Origin of the sequence: Rhodovulum sp. 12E13, from assembly GCF_003340565.1 — a bacterium.
In the GTDB taxonomy this organism is placed as follows: domain Bacteria; phylum Pseudomonadota; class Alphaproteobacteria; order Rhodobacterales; family Rhodobacteraceae; genus HLUCCA09.
Genome location: NZ_QPLK01000025.1, coordinates 1 through 20,345 on the forward strand (window position 1 = coordinate 1; position 20,345 = coordinate 20,345).

A 20,345-nucleotide genomic window follows, 5' to 3' on the forward strand; every position below is an offset into this window, starting at 1 on the left:
GAGCAACTCGACCTGTTCGAAGCATTGAGCCTGCCGAAACCCGCCTGACGCACCTTGTCGTCACAAAAACGCGAACTCCCCGCCAACAATATCAATCGCTTATCGGATCAACTGTCGAACTTCGGTGGCCTGCCAGTGATTGTTGTATCGCCTCGCGTCGTCTTCGGTGATCTCGTGCATGTTCTTGTTCGAGACGACCTCGGTGAAGATTCGTTCAGCGTGCTTGTACCGGTTGCGCCACTGCCGCTTCTGGTCCTTGTGCTTCCCCTTCAACTTGTGCTGCCAGCGCTCCTGCATGATCGTCGGCATATCGAGGATCTTTGCATGCGGGACTTCGCAGGCTCCGAGTGCCGCCGGTACGACGGGCGAGTCCGTGGGGATGACCGCGAGCTTCTCGATCCTTTTGACCAGCTCCTCGAGTGGTCCAGCCAGGAGGCCGTCGATCGGGACATACGGGAGCTGAAGGTCGTCAAGTAGCGCCACCGCGCCTTCGAAGGCCTCGACGGAGGGCCCCTGGTTTTCTTGCAGAAGGCGAGCCTTCCAGACCTTTCGGAGCGCTTTCTTCTTCAGAAGGGCGACCGCCCTGGCCTCCGCTTCATCCGGGTCTTCAGTGACTGATTGATCTCGGTCCGGCTCTCCACGGCCCGGAACTCGGCAGGGACCCGCCAGCGCAAGTAGTAGACACTGCCTCGGGGCTCGACGCCGTCGATGCAATTGGATGCGGTCATGGGACGGGTGCTCCACAGTTTGCCACACAACGGAGCCGCGGGTCACTCTCGGTTGTCCGACCCGTTCAGGCTCCAAGTGTCGAAGAAGTGGGAGCTTTTTCAGGGCGGCGGAAATCGCGTCTCCGCCGGCGATAATTCTCTCCCGGGCACCATCGTCGGCAGCTGCCGGGATTGGGCGGCTCACGGACGGTGCTATGGCAATCTTCCGTCGCCAGGCTCGGTGATACAGGGCCGGAGCGGTGGCCTCTTCGTTGCGAAGGTAAACGATGCTCTTGGCAGACCGGAGGCGGGCGCCGCGGCGCGATGCGCAGCCGCAAGGCTTGACCCTCCTCACCGCCTGCATGACAGTTCGCGCAACGCCCGCACGCTGCCCCGAAGAGGATCCTCCATGCGCACCGCCCTGCTCGCCGGCGCCTCGGCCGCCGCTCTCCTTTCGCCCACGCTCGCCCTCGGCCTGACGCCCGAAGAGGCCTGGCAGAGCTGGCAGGACGCCGCCGACGAGGCGGGCGTCGCCCTGACCGTGGCCGACCGCACCGCGAGCGGCGATACCCTCACGCTGACGGGCGTCGCCTACGCCCTCGAGGCCGAGGACGGCACCACCATGTCCGGAACGATGGACGAGGTCGTGTTCGCCGCGCAGGGCGACGACACGGTCGTGGTGACCCTGCCCGAGAGCTACCCGCTCACCCTCTCCGATCCCGGCCTCGACGGCATGCCGCCGGGCAGCGCGGCGATGACGATCTCGCATCCCGGCCTGTCGCTCGTGATGTCCGGCACCGACGACGGCGGCACCGCCACCGACTACGCCGCCCCGGAGATCGCGGTCACGCTCGTCGAGGTGGCAGAGGGCGGCACCGCGCAGGATATCTCCGGTTCGGTCACCCTGACCGGGGTGGAGGGGCGCAATACCCGCGGCGGCGGCGACATGCCCTCGGTCGAGAGCGCCTTCACCGCCGCGGAGGTCGCCGCCGCCTTCGTCGGCACCGACCCCGAGACAGGCGGCACCTTCGACTTCAGCATGAGCGCGGCGGATGTCAGTTCCACCTCGTCCGGCACGCTGTCCTCGCTCTACGCCGCCAGCGACGACCTCGGGGCGCTGATCGAGGACGGCTTCGCCGTGCGGGGCGAGGGCGGCACCGGCCCCGTCGCGCTCACCCTCGTGACCGAGGGGATGCCCGAGAGCTTCTCGCTCGACGCGGGCATGACCGGCACTTCCGGCACCGTTCGCATCGACGGCGAGCGGATGGAGTACGATTTCGGCTTCGATGGCACCGCCTTCACCGCCTCGGGCTCCGAGATCCCGTTTCCGCAGGTGACGGGGGGCCTCGGGGCGCTGCGGACGCTCATCTCGGTGCCCTCCACGCCCACCGACGACGCGCAGCCGATGGACCTGACCGTGGCGCTGCGCGACCTGACGCTCGGCGAAGAGATCTGGTCGCTCTTCGACCCGGCCGGCCAACTGCCGCGCGACCCCGCGACGCTGGTCGTCGACCTCGGCGGCCAGATGCGGATGCTGACCGACATGTTCTCGGAAGAGGCCATGATGTCGGCCGAGGCTCCGGCCGAGGTGACCGCGCTCGACATCGAGGAACTGCGTCTGGCGCTCGCCGGCGCCCTGCTGACGGGCGAGGGCGGCTTCACCTTCGACTACGATGCGCCGGGGCCCTTCGGGCCGGGCTCGCCCGCGCCCGACGGCGGGGTGAACCTGCGCCTCGAAGGCGGGCAGGGCCTGCTCGAGACGCTGGTCGGCATGGGGCTGCTGCCCGAGGAGCAGGCAATGATGGTCCGCATGATGACCGGCATGGTCGCCCGGCCGGCGCCGGAAGGCGGCGACGTGCTGCTCTCCGACATCACCGTGCAGCCCGACGGCACGGTGCTGGCCAACGGCGCGCCTCTGCCGTTCTGATCGCTGCCGGAGCGCGCCCCCGGGCTGCGCCCCGGCCCGCGCTGGCCATCCTGCGCCGCTGGCGCGCGGCCCGGCCACCCTCGCCATGGCATCGGCCGCCCTTGCGCCGGGCGGCCGCTCAGCCTAGCTGCCTGAGATGCGGCGCGGCCCCGGCTGCGCGCTCTCCCCACGCGGCGTGCCCGAGGGCGTGTCGCCGCCCGCCCCTGCCCGTCCGCCAACCGGAGGCCCCATGCACGAGCCGCTCGACCGCCTGTCCCATGCCCTGCTCGACGCCGCGCGCTCGGCCGGGGCCGAGGCGGCCGACGCCATCGCGGTCGCCGGCACGTCGCTTGCCATCGACGTGCGCGCCGGCGCGCTGGAGCAGGCCGAGCGGGCCGAGGGGGTCGACGTGGGCCTGCGGGTGATGATGGGGCGGCGGCAGGCCTGCGTGTCGTCGTCCGAGACCTCGGCCGAGACCTTCGCCGAGATGGCCGAGCGCGCGGTCGCCATGGCCCGCGAGGCGCCAGAGGATCCCGGCGTCATGCAGGCCGACCCCGCGATGCTGGCCACCGACACCGACATGGCGCGCCTCGAGATGGACGACCCCGCGCCCGAGCCCGATCCCGCCGCACTGGAAGAGGCCGCGCGTGCGGCCGAGGCGGCCGCGCTCTCGGTCACCGGCATCTCGACTGTCGAAAGCGCTTCGGCCGCCTATGGCCGCCGTCGCGTGCACCTGGCGACCTCGGGCGGCTTCTCCGCCGGCTGGGCGCGGACCGATTCCAGCCTGTCCTGCATCGCCATCACCGGCGAGGGCACCGGGATGGAGCGCGATTATTGCGGCGAGGGGCGCGTCTGGCGCGCCGACCTGCCGAGCCCCGACTGGGTGGGGCGCACCGCCGCCGAGCGCACCGTCGCCCGGGCAGGCGCCCGCAAGCCCCCGACCGGCCGATACCCCGTGCTTTACGACGAGCGCGTGGCGGGCGGCCTGATCGGCCACCTCGTGGCGGCGGTCAACGGCACGGCCATCGTGCGCGGGGCCTCCTGGCTGACGGGCGCGCTGGGCGAAGAGGTGCTGCCCGTGGGCCTCTCGCTCGTGGAAGAGCCGCACCGCCCGCGCGCCTCGGCCTCGCGCCTGTTCGACGGAGAGGGCCTGCCGACCGAGACGCGCCCGCTGGTCGACGACGGCACGCTCGTGCGCTGGGTGCTCGACCTCTCCACCGCGGCCAAGCTGGGCCTCGACAGCACGGCGAACGCGGCGCGCGGCACGTCCTCTCCGCCCTCGCCGTCTGCCGGCAATCTTCGGCTGACGCCGGGCGCGCGCAGCCGCGAGGAGCTGATCGCCGAGATGGGCACCGGCCTGCTGGTCACGTCGCTCATCGGCGCCACGATCAACCCCACCACCGGCGACTACTCGCGCGGCGCGTCGGGCTTCTGGGTCGAGAACGGCGAGATCGCCTACCCGGTCAACGAATGCACCATCGCGGGCAACCTGCGCGAGATGCTGCGCACGGTGGTGCCGGCCAACGACGCCCGCCCGCACCTTGCGCGCGTCGTGCCGTCGCTGCTGGTCGAGGGCCTCACCCTTGCCGGCGCCTGAGCTCGTGAGCCGGACCGCGCCCGCCCCCGACCCGGCCGCCGATCTGGCGCTGCTGGCCGAGGCGGCCGAGGGCGCGGCCGAGATCGCCCTCTCTCACTGGCGGCAGGACCCGAAGGTGTGGGACAAGCCGGGCGACGAGGGGCCGGTCACCGAGGCCGACCTCGCCGTCGACGCCTACCTCTTCGAGCGCCTGCGCGCCGCCCGGCCGGGCTATGGCTGGATGTCGGAGGAGACGCCCGACGACCTCGCCGCGCGCGCGGCCGACACGCTTTTCATCGTCGACCCGATCGACGGCACCCGCGCCTATGCGCGCGGCGAGCCCGTCTGGGCGCATTCGCTCGCCGTCGTCCATGCCGGACGTCCCGTGGCAGCAGTGGTCCACCTGCCCGCCGAGGGGGTGCGCTACGCCGCCGCCGCCGGGCACGGCGCCACACGAGACGGCGCGCCCATCGCTCCCGTCGCCGTGCCGCCCGCGCTCGACGCGGCCGACATGCTGGTGACGCGCCCCAACCTCGCCGCCGGGCTCTGGCGCGGCCCGGTGCCCTCGCTCGCGCGCCATTTCCGCCCCTCGCTGGCCTACCGGATCGCGCTCGTGGCCGAGGGCCGCTTCGACGGCATGCTGACCTTACGCGATTCGTGGGAATGGGACGTGGCCGCCGGCGCGCTGATCGCCGAAGAGGCCGGCGCCCGCGTGACCGACCGGGCGGGCCGGCCGCTGTCGTTCAACAACGCCGGGCGAAAGACCGCGGGCGTGCTGGCCGCGCCGCCCACGCTCCATGCCGAGACGCTGGCGCGCCTCGCCCCCGGCGCCCGGATCGAGTGATGCAAGGCCGCGGAGCCGGTATCGGTGGCAGCGCGGCTTGACTGCGCCGCGCCCGATCGTAGCCTGCCGAGACGGCGCGAGGGAGGAGAACGGTGACCGACCGATCGCATCGGGTGCCCGCCGCACGGGGCCGAGGCCGGGCGGGCAGCCCCGCCCGACCCACGGCCGCCCGCCCCACGGCCGCCCGACGCACGGCTGCCGGCCCCGCACAGGCCGAGCGCCCGTGCTGAGACGTGCGGTGCAGTCAGGCCTCGTCAGGGCGTCGCCCGGCGAAAGCGGGCGCGGCCCGGTCGGCTGGCTGCGCCGCGCTCTAGGCGTCGCGCGCCCCGCAGAGCCCGGGCCCCGCCTGCCCTCGGAGCGGCAGCCTGTCCTCCGAGCCCACACGCGCCGCCTGCTCTGCATCGGCCCCGACCACCGGGCCTTCGCCGACCTTTCCGACCGGCTCGCCGACGACCTGCCGGATCTCGAGATCCTCCTGCCCGCCGCCCCGCCCGGCGCAATGGCGGCGACCACGGGGGCCGAGGCTTCGCGCGCCAGCCAGCCGCCGGCCGAACGGGGGCGGCGCGCGGCCGGTCGCTGGATCGCCGCCACCGCGCCCGACCTCGCGCTCTGGCATGGCGAGATCGGCCCCGGGCCGTTGCTCGAGGCGTTGCTTGCCGCGCAGGTGCCCGTGGTCGCCGTCGACGTGCCCACGCCACCGGGCGAAGTCGGGCGGCGGCGCGCATGGCGCAACCTGCTGGGCGGCCTGTCCCGCATCCTCGTCCGCGACGAAGCGGCAGCGCGCGCCCTGCGGCAACTCGGGCCGGCCGGCCTGCGCCTCGAGGTTGCGGGGCGCTTCGTCCCCGTCCCCGACCCGCCACCCTGCGACGAGAGCGACCGCGATCATTTTGCCCAGCTTCTGCACGGCCGGCCCGCCTGGCTCGCCGTCCTCCCCACCGAGGCCGAGATCCCCGCCTTCGTCGAGGCGCACCGCCTCGCGCTGCAGGGCGCGCACCGGTTGCTGCTCCTGCTCTGCCCGCGCGACCCAGCGCAGGGCGCAGCGCTCGCCTCGTGGCTCAGGGGCGAAGGCTGGCGGGTCGCGCGGCACAACGCGGGCGAGGAGCCGGACGACGGCACCGAGGTCTTCGTCGTGGACGACCCAGGGGAAATCGGGCTGTGGTATCGCCTCGCCCCGATTTGCGCGATCGGTGGCAGCTTCCGCCCGGACGCGGGCGGCGCGGCCGACCCGGCCGACGCGGCCCGGCTCGGCTCGGCGATCCTCTGCGGGCCCGAAGGCGCGCCGCACGCCGAGTGGATCGAGCGGCTCGACCGCGCGGGCGGCATGGCCCGCGTCCAGGAACTCGGCAGCCTTGGCGTCGTCCTGTCCGACATGCTCCCGCCCGATCGTGCCGCATCGCTGGCGCAGGTGGCTTGGGACGTGGCGAGCGACGGCGCCCGCGTGCAGGAGCGCGTCGTGGCCGCCCTGCGCGACGTGCTGCGCGACACATCTTCGGGGGCGCCGCCGGGGCCGCGTGCCAGGGGCGAGGGCTGATGCGCCCGCCCGCCTTCTGGTCGGCCCCGCCCGACAGTCCCGGCCTCGCCGCGCGTGCGCTCGCGCCGCTTGGCCGGCTCTATGCCGGCGCCACCGCGCGGCGCGTGGCACGCGAGCCGAAGCACCGCGCCGGCGTGCCGGTCATCTGCGTGGGCAACCTCACCGCGGGCGGCACGGGCAAGACGCCGACCGTCATCGCGCTGGTGCAGCTCTTGGGCGAGGGCACCCACGTCGTCACGCGGGGCCACGGCGGCCGCCTCGAGGGGCCGGTGCGGGTGGAGGAACGGCGCCACCGCGCCGAAGACGTGGGCGACGAGCCGCTCCTGCTCGCCGCCTTCGCGCCGACCTGGGTGGCGAAGGACCGCGCCGCCGGCGTGCGCGCGGCCGAGGCTGCCGGTGCGGCGCGTGTCGTGCTCGACGACGGCCACCAGAACCCCTCGGTGGCGAAGGACCTTTCGCTCGTCGTGGCCGACGCGCATGCAGGCTTCGGCAACGCGCGATGCATCCCCGCCGGCCCGCTGCGCGAGCCCGTGGCGGCGGGCCTCGCCCGCGCCGACCTGCTCCTGACGATCGGCGACGAGGCCGCGCAGGCCCGCTTCGACGCGACATGGGGTGATGCGGTGACGGTGCCGCGCCTGCGCGGCCGCCTCGCGCCCCTGCCGACCGGGATGGACTGGGCCGGCCTGCCCGCCCTCGCCTTCGCGGGGATAGGCCGCCCCGAGAAGTTCTTCGCCACGCTCCGCGCCCTCGGCGCCGACCTCCGCCGCGCCGAGGCGCTCGACGACCACCAGCCCTTCACGCGCGCCCTGCTGACCCGCCTAGAGACCGAGGCGAAGCTCGTCGGCGCGCAGATGGTCACGACCGAGAAGGATGCCGCGCGCCTGCCGCCCGACTTTCGGCCAAAGGTGCTCACCCTGCCGGTGCGGCTCGAGATCGACGACAGGGCGCCCCTCGACGCGGCGCTGGAGCGCTCTGCGGCCGCCCGGAGCTGACCCCGACCCCGCCGCGCGCGCCCCCCTTGGTGCAGAGCGCGGAAAGGCGTTTGCAAACGCCTTTCCCCGCGCCGTTCAGTCGCCGAGCTTCTCGTCGAGGATCTCGGCGAAATCGGCATAGGGCATGTTTGAGAACTTCTCGCCATCGATGATGAACGAGGGCGTCGCGTTGATCCCGTCGGCTTCGGCGTTCTGCTGGTACCACGCCACCAGGGTCTGCGCCTTCTGCCCGTCCGACAGGCAGGTATCGAGCTGCTCGTCGGTCAGGCCCGCGGTCTTGCCGATGCGGCGCAGCTTGTCGACGACCTCGGTGGGCTCGCCCCGCGTCCATTCGCGCTGGCGCTCGTAGATCAGATCGGCGATGCCGAAATAGCGCTCCTCGCCACCGCAGCGGGCGACCATCCCCGCCCAGAGGCCGGGTCGATCGAAATAGACCTCGCGATGGACGAAGCGGACCTGCCCGGTATCGACGTAATTCTCCTTGAGACGCGGGAAGACCTCCTCGTGGAAGGTGGCGCAGTGGGGGCAGGTGAACGAGGCGTATTCGATCACCGTGACGGCCGCGTCCCGGGGCCCCAGAGCCATCTCGGCGATCGACGAGGTGTCGATCCCGGCAGCCTCCTGCGCCTCGGCGGCCATGGGCAGGGCGGGCAGCGCGCGGTCGGGCGCGGGCCGGGCGAACCAGAAGACGGCGGCGCCGGCGAGGGTCACGGCGAGGAGGGAGAGAAGGGGGATACGGGTCATGTCTGTGTCATGGCCTTTCGTCTGTGTCGGGCGCGGCATGCCCGCACCGGGAGAGGACGTTGGCACCGAGGCGAGCGAGCGCGGCCCGGAGGCCATCGTCGGCCACGCCCTCGGCGTAGCTTTGACCGGCCTGCGCGGCGACCGGGTCGGGCGCGCGCGGGGCGCGCGCGCCGGTGAAGGCGGCCTGCCCCTCGGCGAAGCCGGTGGGCGCGGTCTGGGTCAGGCGAATCCGGCTGATCGCGGCGTAACCGTAGCAGGCGTTGATACGCTCGCGCAGCCGCGGCTCGTGCATCTGCAGCAGGGGTGCGTGGGCGCCGGTCGTCAACAGCGTCAGCGTCGCGCCGAGGCCCCCCCTAGCGTAACTCACCTCGACCGGACGGGCGATGGCGGCAATGTCGCTGCCCGCCACCTCGTCCCAGTGGGTCAGCAGGCGCGACACCGCGAATCCCCGCGATTCCGAGGCGGTGCGCACACGCGTCTCCACCAGCGCGCCAGCCTGCCGGAAGCCGCGCCCGCGGCGCGTCGTGCGCGCCTGCCCCGCGGTCTTGCCGTCTGCGGATGTTCCGCTCGCCATGCGCGCCCGTCCCGCCCTGCCTTTCCTGCACTCGCCTCCTATCATATCGGGGCGACGGCAAAGGGCCAGCGAGACGATGGAAATGAGCGTCAAGAATGCGTGACGATGCGGCAGAGCCCGGGGCAGGCCCCGGCGCCGCGCTGCGGGCCTGGTACGACGGGCACGCCCGCGACCTGCCGTGGCGCGTGCCGCCCGGCGCGGGGCATCGGGCCGATCCCTACCGCGTCTGGCTGTCCGAGGTGATGCTGCAGCAGACGACCGTCGCCGCCGTCATCCCCTATTTCCATCGCTTCACCGCGCTCTGGCCCACCGTGGCGCATCTCGCCGCCGCCGAGGATGCCGCGGTGATGGCCGAGTGGGCGGGCCTCGGCTATTACGCCCGCGCCCGCAACCTGCTGAAATGCGCCCGCACCGTGGCGGCCGAGCTTGGCGGCGCCTTCCCCGACACCGCCGAGGGGCTGCGCGCGCTGCCCGGCATCGGCCCCTACACGGCCGCCGCGATCGCGGCCATCGCCTTCGACCGGCCCGAGACGGTGGTCGACGGCAATGTCGAGCGGGTGATGGCCCGCCTCCACGCCGTAGAGACGCCGCTGCCCGCCGCCAAGCCCGTGCTCGCCGCCCACGCCGCCGCCCTGACCCCGCAGGAGCGGCCGGGCGACCACGCGCAGGCGGTGATGGATCTCGGCGCCACGATCTGCACCCCGCGCTCGCCCGCCTGCGGCATCTGCCCGGTGATGCGCTGGTGCCGAGCCCGCGCCGCGGGGCTCGCCGCCGAGCTGCCCCTCAAGGCCCCGAAGAGGGCCAAGCCCACCCGCCTCGGCCTCGTCTATGTCGCGCGGCGGGCCGACGGCGCGGTGCTGCTCGAGACCCGGCCCGACGGCGGCCTCTTGGGCGGAATGCTCGGCTTTCCCTGCACCGACTGGGCCGAGGCACGGCCGCCGGAGGCGCCGCCGCTCACGGCCGAATGGCGCGCGTCGGGCGAGGTGCGCCACACCTTCACCCACTTCCACCTGCGCCTCGCCCTGCGCCTCGCCGAGGTGCCGCTGCAGGCAGTGCCCGAACGCGGCGCCTTTACCGGCCGCCACGCCTTTCGCCCGCAGGCGCTGCCGACGCTCATGCGCAAGGTGTGGAACCTTGCGGCACCCGACTTCCCGCCGCTTTGATTTCGCCACAATCGCCGCCTAGCCTCGCGCGCGTCAGAGGATCAACGCCATGACTGCAACGCACCCGTCCACGCCAGCCGCCCCGCCGATCGCCCGCGCCGGGCACGCCGCGCCGTTCTGGATGTCGCTGCTCACGGTGCCCCTGGCGGTCATGACAATCACGCAGGGCGGCTGGTGGGTGATCTCGCTGCCGCTCTTCGCCTGGGGCCTCTTCACGCTGCTCGACGCCCTGTCAGGGCTGAACCCGACGAACGAAGACCCCGACACGCCGCCCGAACTGCTGTTCTGGTATCGCCTGATCACGCTGATCTGGTTTCCCATCCAGGCTTCGCTTCTGGTCTTCGCGCTCGCCGTGGTGCCCGGCTCCGACCACCTGACGCTGCTCGAGAAATGGGCCGTCTTCTTCGGCCTCGGCGTCGTCTCGGGCGCGGTGGGCATCGTCTACGCCCACGAACTGATGCACCAGAAGAACCGGGCGGAGCGGTGGCTGGGCGACCTGCTGCTCGCCTCTGTCCTCTACAGCCATTTCCGCAGCGAGCACCTCCTGGTGCATCACCGCTACGTCGGCACCGTGCGCGACGCGGTGACGGCGCGCTACAACGAGGGCTTTCACCGCTTCTTTCCAAGGGTGCTGCGCGACGGCTTCACCTCGGCGCTCCGGGCCGAGGCGGAGCGGCTGAAAAAGCGCGGCAGGAGCCCGTGGTCGCTGCAGAACCCGTTCTGGCGCTACGCCGCGCTGCAGGGCGCCTGGGTCGCGCTTGCGCTCGCGCTCGGCGGCGTGGGCGGTCTGATCCTGTTCTGCGTCTGCGCCTTCACGGCAATCTGGCAGCTCGAGCTGACCAATTACATCGAGCACTACGGGCTGACGCGAAAGCATCTCGGCGACGGCAAGTACGAGCACGTCAAGCCGCGCCATTCGTGGAATGCCTCGCACCGGGCGTCGAACTGGCTGCTCATAAACTTGCAGCGCCATTCCGATCACCACTACAAGCCCGATCGTCGTTTTCCCCTGCTCCAGACCTATGCCGAGGACGAGGCCCCGCAATTGCCCTACGGATATCCGCTGATGGCCCAGATCGCGATGATCCCGCCGCTCTGGCGGCGCGTGATGAACCCTCGCGTGCGGGCGTGGCGCAAGCAGTTCTACCCCGAGATCGCCGACTGGAGACCCTACCGCGACGGGACTCTGCCGCCCCCGCGCTAGGGCCTGCGATCGTGCGCTTCGAACAAAGCACCGGTCGCGCGCGTTCCTTTCGGATGGAAAGCCGCCCGAAGAACCGCGTGCTCAGATCGCTCGCCCCCGACACCCGCCGCGCCGTCCTCGACGCCTGCGAGCGCGTGGACCTCGACGCCGGCACCGTGCTCGCCCACACGGGAGAGCAGACGCCCGCGCTGCACTTTCCCGAAACGGCGGTCGTGTCGACGCTGGCGAGCTACAGCGACGGCGCGACCATCGAGATGGCCAATGTGGGGCGCGAGTGCTGCACCGGAATCGGGCTGATCCTCGGCGAGGGCCGCCAGCTCAACACCAACCAGGTGCAGATCGGCGGAACCGCGCTGACCCTCCTGCCTCAGGCCCTCGAGCCACTGCGACGCGACTACCGCGACTTCGAGCGCGTGCTGTTGTCGGTGGTCCAGGCCATCTTCTACCAGGTGCTCGTCTCGGGCGCCTGCAACGGGGCGCACAATGCGCGCCAGCGACTCGCCCGATGGCTCCTGACCATGAGCGACCGCACCGACGACGAGACCATGCCGCTGACGCAGGAGTTTCTGTCGGACATGCTGGGCGTGCGGCGCCCCACCGTCACCCAGGCCGCGGCAGAGCTGCAGCGCGAGGGGCGAATCGACTATGCCCGCGGGCGCATCCGCGTGCTCGATCACGGCGCGTTGCGCGAGGCGAGCTGCGAATGCTACGATCTCGTCCGCGCGGCCTATGACACTCTCCTTCCCGAGAGGGGCCGTTGGGCCTGAGGCCAACCGCTCTGTACGGTACCGAACAGACGATGCCGTGGCGGCTCGTTAGGTCGGATTGGCCGGAGCATGTTGGCCACTGGCCGGGTGCATCCCATCTGCAGCCGGAAAGGGAAGCATGGCAGGCGTGGGCACGTTGGACGACGAGGGCGAAGAGCGCGACGTGGCGCACGCCATCCAGCGGTCGCAGCTGGCGATGGTGATGACCGATGCCCATGCCGCCGACGACCCTATCACCTATGTCAACGCAGCCTTCGAGACGATGACGCACTATCCGCGCGAGGCTGCGCTCGGCCGCAACTGCCGCTTCCTTCAGGGGCCGCAGACCGGCCCGGCCGACGTGGCGCGCATCCGCGAGGGCCTGCGCTCCGGGCACGAGTTCCAGGTGACGCTCACCAACCACCGCGCCGACGGAACCCCGTTTCGCAACCAGATCCTGATTACGCCGGTGCACGACGAGTCGGGGCAGCTCAGTGCCCATTTCGCCGTCCTGCGCGAGGTCGCGCCGCCGATGGAGGTGGCCGAAGAGGATGACGACACGGTCGAGTTGCTGCGCGAACTTCAGCACCGGGTGAAGAACCATCTCGCCATGATCGTGAGCATGATCCGCGTGCAGGCGGCGCGCGACGTCACGCCCGATTCGCTCAGGGCGATCGGACGGCGGGTCGAGGCGCTCGCGCTCCTCTACGAGGAGATGATGAAGGCCGAGAGTCGGCCCGGCGCCGATCGCACCATCGCGGCCGGCAGCTATCTCGGCCGCATCGCGGCGGTCGTCTCGGGCCTGCAAGCACGCGACGATGTCGAGATGAGCCTCGACTGCGATTCGCTGGAGCTGACGCTCGACCAGGCGGCGCGGCTGGGGCTCCTGCTGTCGGAGTTCCTGACCAACGCGCTCGAACACGCCTTCGAGGGGCGCGCGGGCGGCGCGGTGCAGGTCCGGCTCGAACGTCTGGAGCGAAACGTGCGCCTGACGGTCGAGGATGACGGCATCGGCATGCCCGAGGGCAGCGACTGGCCCGTCACCGCGCCGTCTATCTCGGCGCAGCACCGGCAGGCCGAAGAGGGCGAGGGCCGGCTCGACACCACGGCGCAGGGCGGCCAGCCCGGCGTGGGGGGCAGCATCGTCGCCGCGCTCGCCCGGTCGCTGCGCGCCGATCTCATGGTTGCCCCCCGGCCGGGTGGCGGAACATCCGTCACGGTCGTCTTCGAGCCCTGAGCGAAAAAAAGGCCCCGCCGGCGCGGGGCGCACGGCGGGGCAAGGGGTGCCGCGGTGTCGGAAGCCGCAGGCACCGGCGGTACCTCGGAACTCTCAGGGGTGCGGGCCCATCTCGGCCCTGATCTGCTGGCGAAGCACGTCGATGGGCACCGGCACGCCGTCGCGCCGGACGTGCCAGTATGTCCACCCGTTGCACGACGGCGCCCCCTCGAGCGCCGCGCCGACCTGGTGGATCGAGCCGGTCACGCCGTCGGCCACGAGGGTGCCGTCGGCCCGTACCCGCGCGGCGCGCTGACCCTTGGCGCAGGTCAGCACCTCGCCGGGCCGCAGCAGACCCCGCTCGACCACCTGCCCGAAGGGCACGCGGGGCGCGGCGCGCTTCGAGGCGGTGACGGCGAGCGCCCCGGCATCGAGCTTTCGCACCCTGCCGATGCGCTTGGCGGCAATCGCGCGGTAGGACTCTTCGCGCTCGATGCCGACGAAGTCGCGCCCCAGCGCCTTGGCCACCGCGCCCGTCGTGCCGGTGCCGAAGAACGGGTCGAGCACCACGTCGCCGGGATTGGTCGTGCCGACAAGCACGCGGTAGAGCAGGCTCTCGGGCTTCTGCGTGGGGTGGGCCTTGTCGCCGTTGCCGTCCTTCAGGCGCTCGGCCCCGGTGCAGAGCGGCAGCACCCAGTCGGAGCGCATCTGCACCCCCTCGTTCAGTGCCTTCAGCGCCTCGTAGTTGAAGGTGTATTTCGCCCCCTCGGCGCGGGAGGCCCAGATCAGCGTCTCGTGCGCATTGGTCAGCCTCTTGCCCCGGAAGTTGGGCATCGGGTTGGCCTTGCGCCAGACCACGTCGTTGAGGATCCAGAAGCCGGCATCCTGCACGGCCGCGCCGACGCGGAAGATGTTGTGGTAGCTGCCGATCACCCAGAGCGCACCGGTGGGCTTGAGCACACGCCGCGCCTCGGCCAGCCAGCCGCGCGTGAAGGCGTCGTAGGCCTCGAAGCCGGTGAAGCGGTCCCACGCATCGTCGACGGCATCGACGCGGCTGTTGTCGGGGCGGTGGAGTTCGCCCCGCAATTGCAGGTTGTAGGGCGGATCGGCGAACACGAGGTCGACCGAGGCTTCGGGCAGGGCCTGCATCGCCTCGATGCAATCGCCCGCGAGGATGGTGTTGATCGGTAGCGCCTCAGCGCGCCCGGGCGCCGCCGCGCCCGGCCCGGTACGTGTCGTCATCGTTGGTCTGCCTCGTCCCCGCGCCTTTGCGGCGCTTCTTGGGGGGCAGGATGAGTCAGGCCCGATTCGCCGTCAATTTCTTTTTTCGAATCAGGGGCTTGGGCTTTCCTCTTGCCACAAGATATTGCGGACGGGGGCGAAGCTACGCCTATGATGCGGGGTCGGCCCGAGATCTTGGAGCGCCGACAGATGCATTTTGGTCGCATAGCCCGCGTTCGTCTCCCAGCCATAGCCGGGGTGCTGTTGCGCCAGCTCCACCATCGCCCGGTCGCGCGCCACCTTGGCCACGATCGAGGCCGCCGCGATCGACAGGCAGAGCCCGTCGCCGCCTATCACGGGCGTCGCCGGGCAGGGCAGATCGTCGGGGCACCGGTTGCCGTCGACCAGCGCGTGGCAGGGCGGCAGGCCGAGCAGACCGACGGCCTGTCGCATCGCCAGCAGGGCCGCATGCAGGATGTTGAGCCGGTCGATCTCCTCGACGCTGACGTGCACCACCGCGACCTCGGCGTTGGCCATGATCTCGGCGGCGAGCGCCTCGCGCGTGGCACGGTCGAGCGCCTTGGAATCGTCGATGCCCGGTGGGATGCGCGCAGGGTGCAGCACGACGGCCGCCGCCGTGACCGGGCCGGCGAGCGGCCCGCGGCCCACCTCGTCGAGCCCGGCGATCCGGGTGGCCCCTTCCGCCAGCAGGGCGGCCTCTCTCGAGAAATCCGGCATGGGGCCGAGAGAGCCGCCCCAGGCGCGCGGGCGCAAGCGAAAAGTCGCCCCTGGCCCGCTTCGGCCCGCCTGACCGGGCGCAACCGGCGTTTGCATTCGCGCCCCGCGCCCCTTACATCGCGGCCAGTCGCGCGAGGGCCCGCATGAACTGGATCTCGAACTACGTCCGCCCCAAGATCAATTCGCTCTTCTCGCGCCGCGAGATGCCGGAGCACCTGTGGACGAAGTGCCCCGAATGCGGGACGATGCTGTTCCACCGGGAACTGGCGACCAACCTCAACGTCTGCACCGCCTGCGGCCACCACATGGCGCTGACGCCGCGGGCGCGCTTCGCCACGCTCTTCGACGGTGGCGTGTTCACCGAGGTTCCGGTGGCCGAGCCGCTGGCCGACCCGCTGCACTTCCGCGACAGCAAGCGCTACACCGACCGGATGCGAAGCGCCCAGCGCGACACCGGCGAGAAGGAGGCGATGCTGGTCGCCGAGGGCGAGATGGGGCGCACCCCGATCGTCGCCGCCGCGCAGGACTTTTCCTTCATGGGCGGCTCCATGGGGATGTATGTCGGCAACGCCATAGTCGCTGCCTGCGCCCGTGCGACCGAGCTGCGGCGCCCGCTGATCCTGTTTTCCGCCGCCGGGGGCGCGCGGATGCAGGAGGGTATCCTGTCGCTGATGCAGATGCCCCGCACCACGGTCGCCGTGGAAGAGCTGCGCGAGGCCGGCCTGCCCTACATCGTCGTGCTGACCCACCCCACGACGGGCGGCGTGACGGCGAGCTACGCCATGCTGGGCGACATCCACATCGCCGAGCCCAACGCGCTGATCTGCTTCGCCGGCCCCCGCGTGATCGAGCAGACCATCCGCGAGAAGCTGCCCGAGGGCTTCCAGCGGGCCGAGTACCTGCTCGACCACGGTATGCTCGACCGGGTGACGCACCGGCGCGAGCTGCGCGACGAACTGATCACCGTGACGCGAATGCTGATGGGACTGCCGCCGGCGGTGAAGGGCGATCTGCCCCCGCCGCTCGATCTCGCCGCGCCCGAGGCCCAGCCCGACGCTCCGGCGGAAGACGGCGCAGAGGGCACCACCGAGACGGGCGACCAGCGGCCGGGCCCGAAGGCGGACGCCGCCGAATGAGCCCCGCCGATACGGGGGGGGGAGCGGAAGCGCCAGGCGGCTCCGACGCGCTGCTCGCCCGCATGGGCGATCTGCACCCCAGCACCATCGACCTCTCGCTCGACCGCACCTGGCGCCTTCTCGACGCGCTCGGCAATCCGCAGGACAGGCTGCCGCCCGTCATCCACATCGCCGGGACGAACGGCAAGGGCTCGACCCTCGCCATGCTGCGCGCGGGGCTGTCCGCCGCCGGGCAGCGGGTGCATGCCTATACCTCACCCCATCTCGTGCGCTTCCACGAGCGGATCGCGCTGGCGGGCGCCGAGATCTCGGAACCCGCGCTGGTCGACGTGCTGGAGAGGACGCTCGCCGCCAACGCCGGCCAGCCGATCACCTATTTCGAAGCGACGACCTGCGCGGCCTTCCTCGCCTTCGCCGAGGCAGAGGCCGACACGCTCCTGCTCGAGGTCGGCATGGGCGGGCGACTCGACACGACCAACGTCATCGCCCGCCCGCAACTGACGATCATCACGCCGGTCGATCTCGACCACCAGGCGTTCCTGGGCGAGACGCGGTCCGAGATCGCCGGAGAGAAGGCCGGCATCCTCAAGCGCGGCGTGCCCTGCGTCGTCGCTCGCCAGGAGGAGGACGCGCTGGAGGTGATCGAGGCGCGCGCCGCACGCCTCGGCGTACCGCTGCTCGCCGACGGCCAGCATTGGCATGTCTGGCAGGAGCGTGGGCGCCTCGTGTTCCAGGACGAGACCGGCCTGCTCGACCTGCCGCTGCCTGCCCTGCCCGGCCCGCACCAGGTGGCCAATGCCGGCACCGCGCTCGCCGCGCTGCGCCATCTCGGCCACGGCGAGGCGGTCTGCGAGGCCGCGATGATCGGGGCGCGCTGGCCGGCGCGCATGCAGCGTCTCGCCGGCGGCCTCGCCACCCTCCTGCCTGGCGGCGAGCTGTGGCTCGACGGCGGCCACAACCCCCATGCCGCCGCTGCCATGGCGGCCACCCTGCGCCCCCGCGCCGGCGACACGCGGCCCCTGCACCTCGTCTTCGGCCTGCAGGGCGCGCGCGACGCCGCCGCCGTGCTCGCCCCCTTCGCCGACCTTGCCGACCGGCTGACCGCCGTGCCCGTGCCCGGCGAGGCCGCCAGCCAGCCAACCGCGGCGCTTGCCGCCGCCGCCCGCGCCCACGGCATGGCGGCCGACGAGGCGGATGGCGTCGATACGGCGCTCACCGCCATCGCGAGCGAGACGCCGCGGGCGCGCGTGCTGATCTTCGGCTCGCTCTACCTCGCCGGCGCTGTCCTGCGGCAGCAGGACGCGCTGTAGGGCCGTGCGGCCCCGTCGACCCGCCCTGCCTGACCCGGCCGGGCGTCGGCGCGCCACCCCGACGGCCAAGTCGAGTCTCACCCTGCGTAACGGTCGCGCCCGAAAGCGACGCGGATCGCAGCCCGATCATCCGCGTTCGCGCCGCCCGTGCGTCGCCCGCGCGGACCGCGTTCTTCGAACGACGGCCCGCCCACCCGACGCATCCCTCGCCTGCGCGCGCGCTGGCCACGGCCCGCCCCATCATCCTGGCCCAAATACTCCCGCCGGAGGCACGCGCCCGGTCCGGGCGCAGAAAAGGGGAAACGCGCCGCAGGCGCTCCGCCTGGTCATGGCCGATCAGGCGCCCCAACCCTCCGACTGCATCTCCATCAGTCGGCTCGCGGTGCGGGCGAACTCGAAGCTGCCCTCGCCCTCAATGTAGAGGAAATCGGGCGGTGCGGCTGCCGTGCAGATCAGTTGCACGCGCGCCTCGTAGAGGGCGTCGACCAGCGTCACGAAGCGGCGCGCCTCGTTGAAGTTGTCGCGCGACAGCCGGGGGATGTCGGTCAGCACCAGAACCCGCACCGCCTGCGCGATCGCAAGGTAGTCGGCCGGCCCCAACGGGTGGCCGCAGAGATCGAAGAAACCCGCCCGCGCCACGCCGTTGCGGAAGGCCGGGAGATCCACGTCGCGGCCCTGCACGCGCAGCACGAGGGGGTGCGGCTCGCCGCCGTCGAGCAGGTCGTCCCAGATCGCGTTGACGGCGGCGCGGGCCTCGTGGTCGTTGGGCGTGAGGTACGTGCGCGCCCCCGACAGGCGACCCTGACGGTAGTCGCGGTCGGCCGCGAGCTCGAGCACCTCCATGTGGCGCTCGATCAGGTCGATGAAGGGCAGGAAGACCTCGCGGTTGATCCCGTCCTTGTAGAGGTCGCGGGGCGGGCGGTTCGACGTCGTGACCACCGTCACGCCCGCCGCGAAGAGCCGCTCGAAGAGCCGGCCCACGATCATCGCGTCGGCGACGTCGGAGATCTGCATCTCGTCGAAGCAGAGCAGGTCGACATGGGCGATCACATCGCCGGCCACGGGCAGGATGGCGTCGTCGACCCCCGTCTTCCGGGCCTCGTGCAGGCCGGCATGGATCTCCTGCATGAAGGCGTGGAAGTGGACGCGCCGCTTGCGCTCGATAGGTGCGGCCTCGAAGAACAGGTCCATCAGCATCGACTTGCCGCGCCCCACCCCGCCCCAGAGGTAGAGGCCGCGCACCGGATCGCGGGGCGGCGCCTTCCCGAACAGGCCGCGCAAGCCCTTCTTCGGCGGCGGCGTCTGGCGGCCGATCTCGCGCCGGATCCGCTCGAGCGGCACTGCCGCCTGTTCCTGCGCCGGATCGGGCGCGAGCAGGCCGCGGCCGATCCGGTCGGCGAGGATCTCGGGCAGGGTTCGGGCGGGCGCGTCGGGCATCACCGCCGGTCTACCGCCTTGCCGGGCGGACGCAAGGCGCTCGCGCTGGCGGGCTGGCGCGACGCGGGGCAGGAGCGGGGCGACGGGGGGCGGGGCCGGGCCGAACCGGCAGGCGCAGGCTCCGGGAGGTGCGACGGCCGCCGAAAAAAAGCCCCGCGCCATAGCGCGGGGCCAGTCGGGAAGGGAACCAGAAGAACCGGAGGCCCAGGCATCAGCCTCCGGTCCCGCGCCGGGCACCCGATCGGGCACCTTCGGCGACACGGGCCGCGCCTTGACGCAACCGGTGCTCGGTCTCCCGAACGACCTCTTCGCCGTCGGGAATGCTGTGCCGCGCGCTCTCGGCCGCCTCCGTGGCCATGCCCCGGGCTTCGTCAAGGGCGCCGCGGGCGGCGTCGGCGATACGGGCGCGCTCCTGGCGATAGATCTCCTCGGCCTCGTCCATCAGCCGCTCCGACAGGTCGCCCAGTCGCTCGTCCTCGAAGCGCGAGCGGGGGAGGGCGGCGCCGACCGCCGCGCCGAGAGCGACGGCGAGCGTGCCCACGAGCAGCGGATGGTCGCGGTAGGCCTCCCGGGCGCTCCGACCGCCGTCGCGCAGGGCGTGGTCGGCGCGGTGGCGGGCGCGCTCCGACGCGTCGCGCAAGCGATCCCGGGCCTCCATCGCCCTCATGCGGGCGGCCACGACCCGGTTGCGGGCCTCGGCCGACATTTCTTCCGTGCCGGCCTCGACATGTTCCCGCAGCCTGTCGTAGCCGCGGCTCACCTCGCCGCGAGCCTGCTCCATCCTGTGCTGCGCCTCGTCCGCTGTCTCGCGCAACCGGCGCTCGTACGGCGCGAGACGAGAGCGGGCGCGGGCCCGGCCGCGCTGGCCGGCCGCCTCTGCACGCTGCCGCGCGGTGCGGGCTGCATGGCGCACATCCTCGCGCTCGACGCGGGGGGCGAACATCAGCGCCACACCGGCGGCCGCCAGCGCAGTGCCCACGGGGTTGCGGCGGGCGTGCTCGATCAGGCCCCGGCCAATGCCGGAGGTGCTGCGCACCAGGCCATGGCCGAGCCCTTCGGCCCATGCGCCGTCATCCTCGTCGAGATCGTGGTCCCCGAAACGGTCTGCTTCGAGCGCGTGGAGATCCTCCTCGTAGCCGCGCCAAAAGCTGTCTTCGGCCTTCGGCTCGAGGGGCTGACCCGAGCGGGTGGTCGCGGCCGCGGGGGACTGGGCCCCGACGGGGGCCTGCAGGCTCTCGCCAGCATGGCGGAACGGCTCGGGAGTGCGGTTGGTGGTAGGGTCGCTCATGTATCGTCTCCT

General features: G+C 72.3%; 19 protein-coding genes. 11 read left to right on the forward strand and 8 right to left on the reverse strand.

The window, feature by feature from the left end; translation table 11 throughout:
• Positions 1 to 99: 99 nt before the first annotated feature.
• Positions 100 to 483: a hypothetical protein gene (locus DLJ49_RS22905; RefSeq protein WP_147277331.1), complete on the reverse strand. Its 384-nt coding sequence runs from the start codon at positions 481 to 483 to the stop codon at positions 100 to 102.
• 83 nt (positions 484 to 566) lie between these two features.
• Complete coding sequence (locus DLJ49_RS22910; protein ID WP_369932672.1) at positions 567 to 728, reverse strand: DUF6538 domain-containing protein; 162 nt, start codon at positions 726 to 728, stop codon at positions 567 to 569.
• A 388-nt stretch (positions 729 to 1,116) separates the two neighbouring features.
• Between DLJ49_RS22910 and DLJ49_RS17290 the strand changes: the two genes are divergently transcribed.
• The 5 genes from DLJ49_RS17290 (at position 1,117) to lpxK (ending at position 7,556) form a co-directional block, all read left to right on the forward strand.
• Positions 1,117 to 2,634, forward strand: a complete 1,518-nt coding sequence (locus DLJ49_RS17290) for a DUF2125 domain-containing protein (protein ID WP_158547498.1) — start codon at positions 1,117 to 1,119, stop codon at positions 2,632 to 2,634.
• Between the two features lie 229 nt (positions 2,635 to 2,863).
• Positions 2,864 to 4,210: a TldD/PmbA family protein gene (locus tag DLJ49_RS17295; protein WP_115394803.1), complete on the forward strand. Its 1,347-nt coding sequence runs from the start codon at positions 2,864 to 2,866 to the stop codon at positions 4,208 to 4,210.
• Positions 4,211 to 4,214: 4 nt separating this feature from the next.
• Positions 4,215 to 5,033 carry a 3'(2'),5'-bisphosphate nucleotidase CysQ gene (locus tag DLJ49_RS17300; RefSeq protein ID WP_115394840.1) on the forward strand — a complete coding sequence of 273 codons (819 nt, stop codon included), beginning with the start codon at positions 4,215 to 4,217 and terminating at the stop codon, positions 5,031 to 5,033.
• A 223-nt stretch (positions 5,034 to 5,256) separates the two neighbouring features.
• Positions 5,257 to 6,564 (forward strand): 3-deoxy-D-manno-octulosonic acid transferase, encoded by a 1,308-nt coding sequence (locus DLJ49_RS17305; RefSeq protein ID WP_147277332.1) that lies wholly within the window; start codon positions 5,257 to 5,259, stop codon positions 6,562 to 6,564.
• Positions 6,564 to 7,556: a tetraacyldisaccharide 4'-kinase gene (gene lpxK, locus DLJ49_RS17310; RefSeq protein ID WP_115394805.1), complete on the forward strand. Its 993-nt coding sequence runs from the start codon at positions 6,564 to 6,566 to the stop codon at positions 7,554 to 7,556. Before DLJ49_RS17305 ends, lpxK begins: the two co-directional genes overlap by 1 nt.
• A gap of 75 nt (positions 7,557 to 7,631) precedes the next feature.
• Here lpxK and DLJ49_RS17315 read toward each other — a convergent pair whose 3' ends face one another.
• Together DLJ49_RS17315 and DLJ49_RS17320 are read right to left on the reverse strand one after the other, a co-directional pair.
• Entirely contained in the window at positions 7,632 to 8,300 is a 669-nt protein-coding gene (locus DLJ49_RS17315) for a DsbA family protein (protein ID WP_115394806.1), read from the reverse strand.
• 7 nt (positions 8,301 to 8,307) lie between these two features.
• Positions 8,308 to 8,874 carry a DUF721 domain-containing protein gene (locus DLJ49_RS17320; protein ID WP_115394807.1) on the reverse strand — a complete coding sequence of 189 codons (567 nt, stop codon included), beginning with the start codon at positions 8,872 to 8,874 and terminating at the stop codon, positions 8,308 to 8,310.
• Between the two features lie 95 nt (positions 8,875 to 8,969).
• Between DLJ49_RS17320 and mutY the strand changes: the two genes are divergently transcribed.
• The 4 genes from mutY to DLJ49_RS17340 all read left to right on the forward strand — a co-directional run bounded on the left by mutY (position 8,970) and on the right by DLJ49_RS17340 (position 13,224).
• Positions 8,970 to 10,037, forward strand: coding sequence for an A/G-specific adenine glycosylase (gene mutY, locus DLJ49_RS17325; protein ID WP_115394808.1), 1,068 nt, complete (start codon positions 8,970 to 8,972; stop codon positions 10,035 to 10,037).
• Between the two features lie 49 nt (positions 10,038 to 10,086).
• Positions 10,087 to 11,241, forward strand: a complete 1,155-nt coding sequence (locus DLJ49_RS17330) for an alkane 1-monooxygenase (protein WP_115394809.1) — start codon at positions 10,087 to 10,089, stop codon at positions 11,239 to 11,241.
• 53 nt (positions 11,242 to 11,294) lie between these two features.
• The gene (locus DLJ49_RS17335) at positions 11,295 to 12,008 is read left to right on the forward strand and encodes a Crp/Fnr family transcriptional regulator (RefSeq protein WP_115394810.1); all 714 of its coding nucleotides are present in this window, start codon (positions 11,295 to 11,297) and stop codon (positions 12,006 to 12,008) included.
• A gap of 118 nt (positions 12,009 to 12,126) precedes the next feature.
• Positions 12,127 to 13,224, forward strand: coding sequence for an ATP-binding protein (locus DLJ49_RS17340; protein WP_115394811.1), 1,098 nt, complete (start codon positions 12,127 to 12,129; stop codon positions 13,222 to 13,224).
• A 93-nt stretch (positions 13,225 to 13,317) separates the two neighbouring features.
• On the opposite strand, the gene DLJ49_RS17345 is transcribed toward DLJ49_RS17340, so the two are convergent.
• Positions 13,318 to 14,445: a site-specific DNA-methyltransferase gene (locus DLJ49_RS17345; RefSeq protein ID WP_115394812.1), complete on the reverse strand. Its 1,128-nt coding sequence runs from the start codon at positions 14,443 to 14,445 to the stop codon at positions 13,318 to 13,320.
• A gap of 90 nt (positions 14,446 to 14,535) precedes the next feature.
• The gene (locus tag DLJ49_RS17350; protein WP_115394813.1) at positions 14,536 to 15,162 is read right to left on the reverse strand and encodes a ribonuclease HII; all 627 of its coding nucleotides are present in this window, start codon (positions 15,160 to 15,162) and stop codon (positions 14,536 to 14,538) included.
• A gap of 143 nt (positions 15,163 to 15,305) precedes the next feature.
• On the opposite strand from DLJ49_RS17350, the gene accD reads away from it, so the two are divergent.
• Both accD and DLJ49_RS17360 read left to right on the forward strand, forming a co-directional pair.
• A complete protein-coding gene (gene accD / locus DLJ49_RS17355) occupies positions 15,306 to 16,298 on the forward strand; it encodes an acetyl-CoA carboxylase, carboxyltransferase subunit beta (RefSeq protein WP_115394814.1) in 993 nt (330 codons plus the stop codon).
• Positions 16,295 to 17,608 carry a bifunctional folylpolyglutamate synthase/dihydrofolate synthase gene (locus tag DLJ49_RS17360; protein ID WP_115394815.1) on the forward strand — a complete coding sequence of 438 codons (1,314 nt, stop codon included), beginning with the start codon at positions 16,295 to 16,297 and terminating at the stop codon, positions 17,606 to 17,608. Before accD ends, DLJ49_RS17360 begins: the two co-directional genes overlap by 4 nt.
• 336 nt (positions 17,609 to 17,944) lie before the next feature.
• Here DLJ49_RS17360 and zapE read toward each other — a convergent pair whose 3' ends face one another.
• Positions 17,945 to 19,045 carry a cell division protein ZapE gene (gene zapE / locus DLJ49_RS17365; RefSeq protein ID WP_115394816.1) on the reverse strand — a complete coding sequence of 367 codons (1,101 nt, stop codon included), beginning with the start codon at positions 19,043 to 19,045 and terminating at the stop codon, positions 17,945 to 17,947.
• Positions 19,046 to 19,256: 211 nt separating this feature from the next.
• Positions 19,257 to 20,333, reverse strand: a complete 1,077-nt coding sequence (locus tag DLJ49_RS17370; RefSeq protein ID WP_115394817.1) for a hypothetical protein — start codon at positions 20,331 to 20,333, stop codon at positions 19,257 to 19,259.
• Positions 20,334 to 20,345: the final 12 nt, after the last annotated feature.

Excerpts from the sequence above, each read along its gene's own strand:
- DLJ49_RS22910 (WP_369932672.1), bottom strand. The coding sequence starts at position 728 with ATGACCGCATCCAATTGCATCGACGGCGTCGAGCCCCGAGGCAGTGTC.
- DLJ49_RS17290 (WP_158547498.1), top strand. The coding sequence starts at position 1,117 with ATGCGCACCGCCCTGCTCGCCGGCGCCTCGGCCGCCGCTCTCCTTTCG.
- DLJ49_RS17295 (WP_115394803.1), top strand. The coding sequence starts at position 2,864 with ATGCACGAGCCGCTCGACCGCCTGTCCCATGCCCTGCTCGACGCCGCG.
- lpxK (WP_115394805.1), top strand. The coding sequence starts at position 6,564 with ATGCGCCCGCCCGCCTTCTGGTCGGCCCCGCCCGACAGTCCCGGCCTC.
- DLJ49_RS17315 (WP_115394806.1), bottom strand. The coding sequence starts at position 8,300 with ATGACCCGTATCCCCCTTCTCTCCCTCCTCGCCGTGACCCTCGCCGGC.
- DLJ49_RS17320 (WP_115394807.1), bottom strand. The coding sequence starts at position 8,874 with ATGGCGAGCGGAACATCCGCAGACGGCAAGACCGCGGGGCAGGCGCGC.
- mutY (WP_115394808.1), top strand. The coding sequence starts at position 8,970 with ATGCGTGACGATGCGGCAGAGCCCGGGGCAGGCCCCGGCGCCGCGCTG.
- DLJ49_RS17330 (WP_115394809.1), top strand. The coding sequence starts at position 10,087 with ATGACTGCAACGCACCCGTCCACGCCAGCCGCCCCGCCGATCGCCCGC.
- DLJ49_RS17335 (WP_115394810.1), top strand. The coding sequence starts at position 11,295 with ATGGAAAGCCGCCCGAAGAACCGCGTGCTCAGATCGCTCGCCCCCGAC.
- DLJ49_RS17340 (WP_115394811.1), top strand. The coding sequence starts at position 12,127 with ATGGCAGGCGTGGGCACGTTGGACGACGAGGGCGAAGAGCGCGACGTG.
- DLJ49_RS17345 (WP_115394812.1), bottom strand. The coding sequence starts at position 14,445 with ATGACGACACGTACCGGGCCGGGCGCGGCGGCGCCCGGGCGCGCTGAG.
- DLJ49_RS17350 (WP_115394813.1), bottom strand. The coding sequence starts at position 15,162 with ATGCCGGATTTCTCGAGAGAGGCCGCCCTGCTGGCGGAAGGGGCCACC.
- accD (WP_115394814.1), top strand. The coding sequence starts at position 15,306 with ATGAACTGGATCTCGAACTACGTCCGCCCCAAGATCAATTCGCTCTTC.
- DLJ49_RS17360 (WP_115394815.1), top strand. The coding sequence starts at position 16,295 with ATGAGCCCCGCCGATACGGGGGGGGGAGCGGAAGCGCCAGGCGGCTCC.
- zapE (WP_115394816.1), bottom strand. The coding sequence starts at position 19,045 with ATGCCCGACGCGCCCGCCCGAACCCTGCCCGAGATCCTCGCCGACCGG.
- DLJ49_RS17370 (WP_115394817.1), bottom strand. The coding sequence starts at position 20,333 with ATGAGCGACCCTACCACCAACCGCACTCCCGAGCCGTTCCGCCATGCT.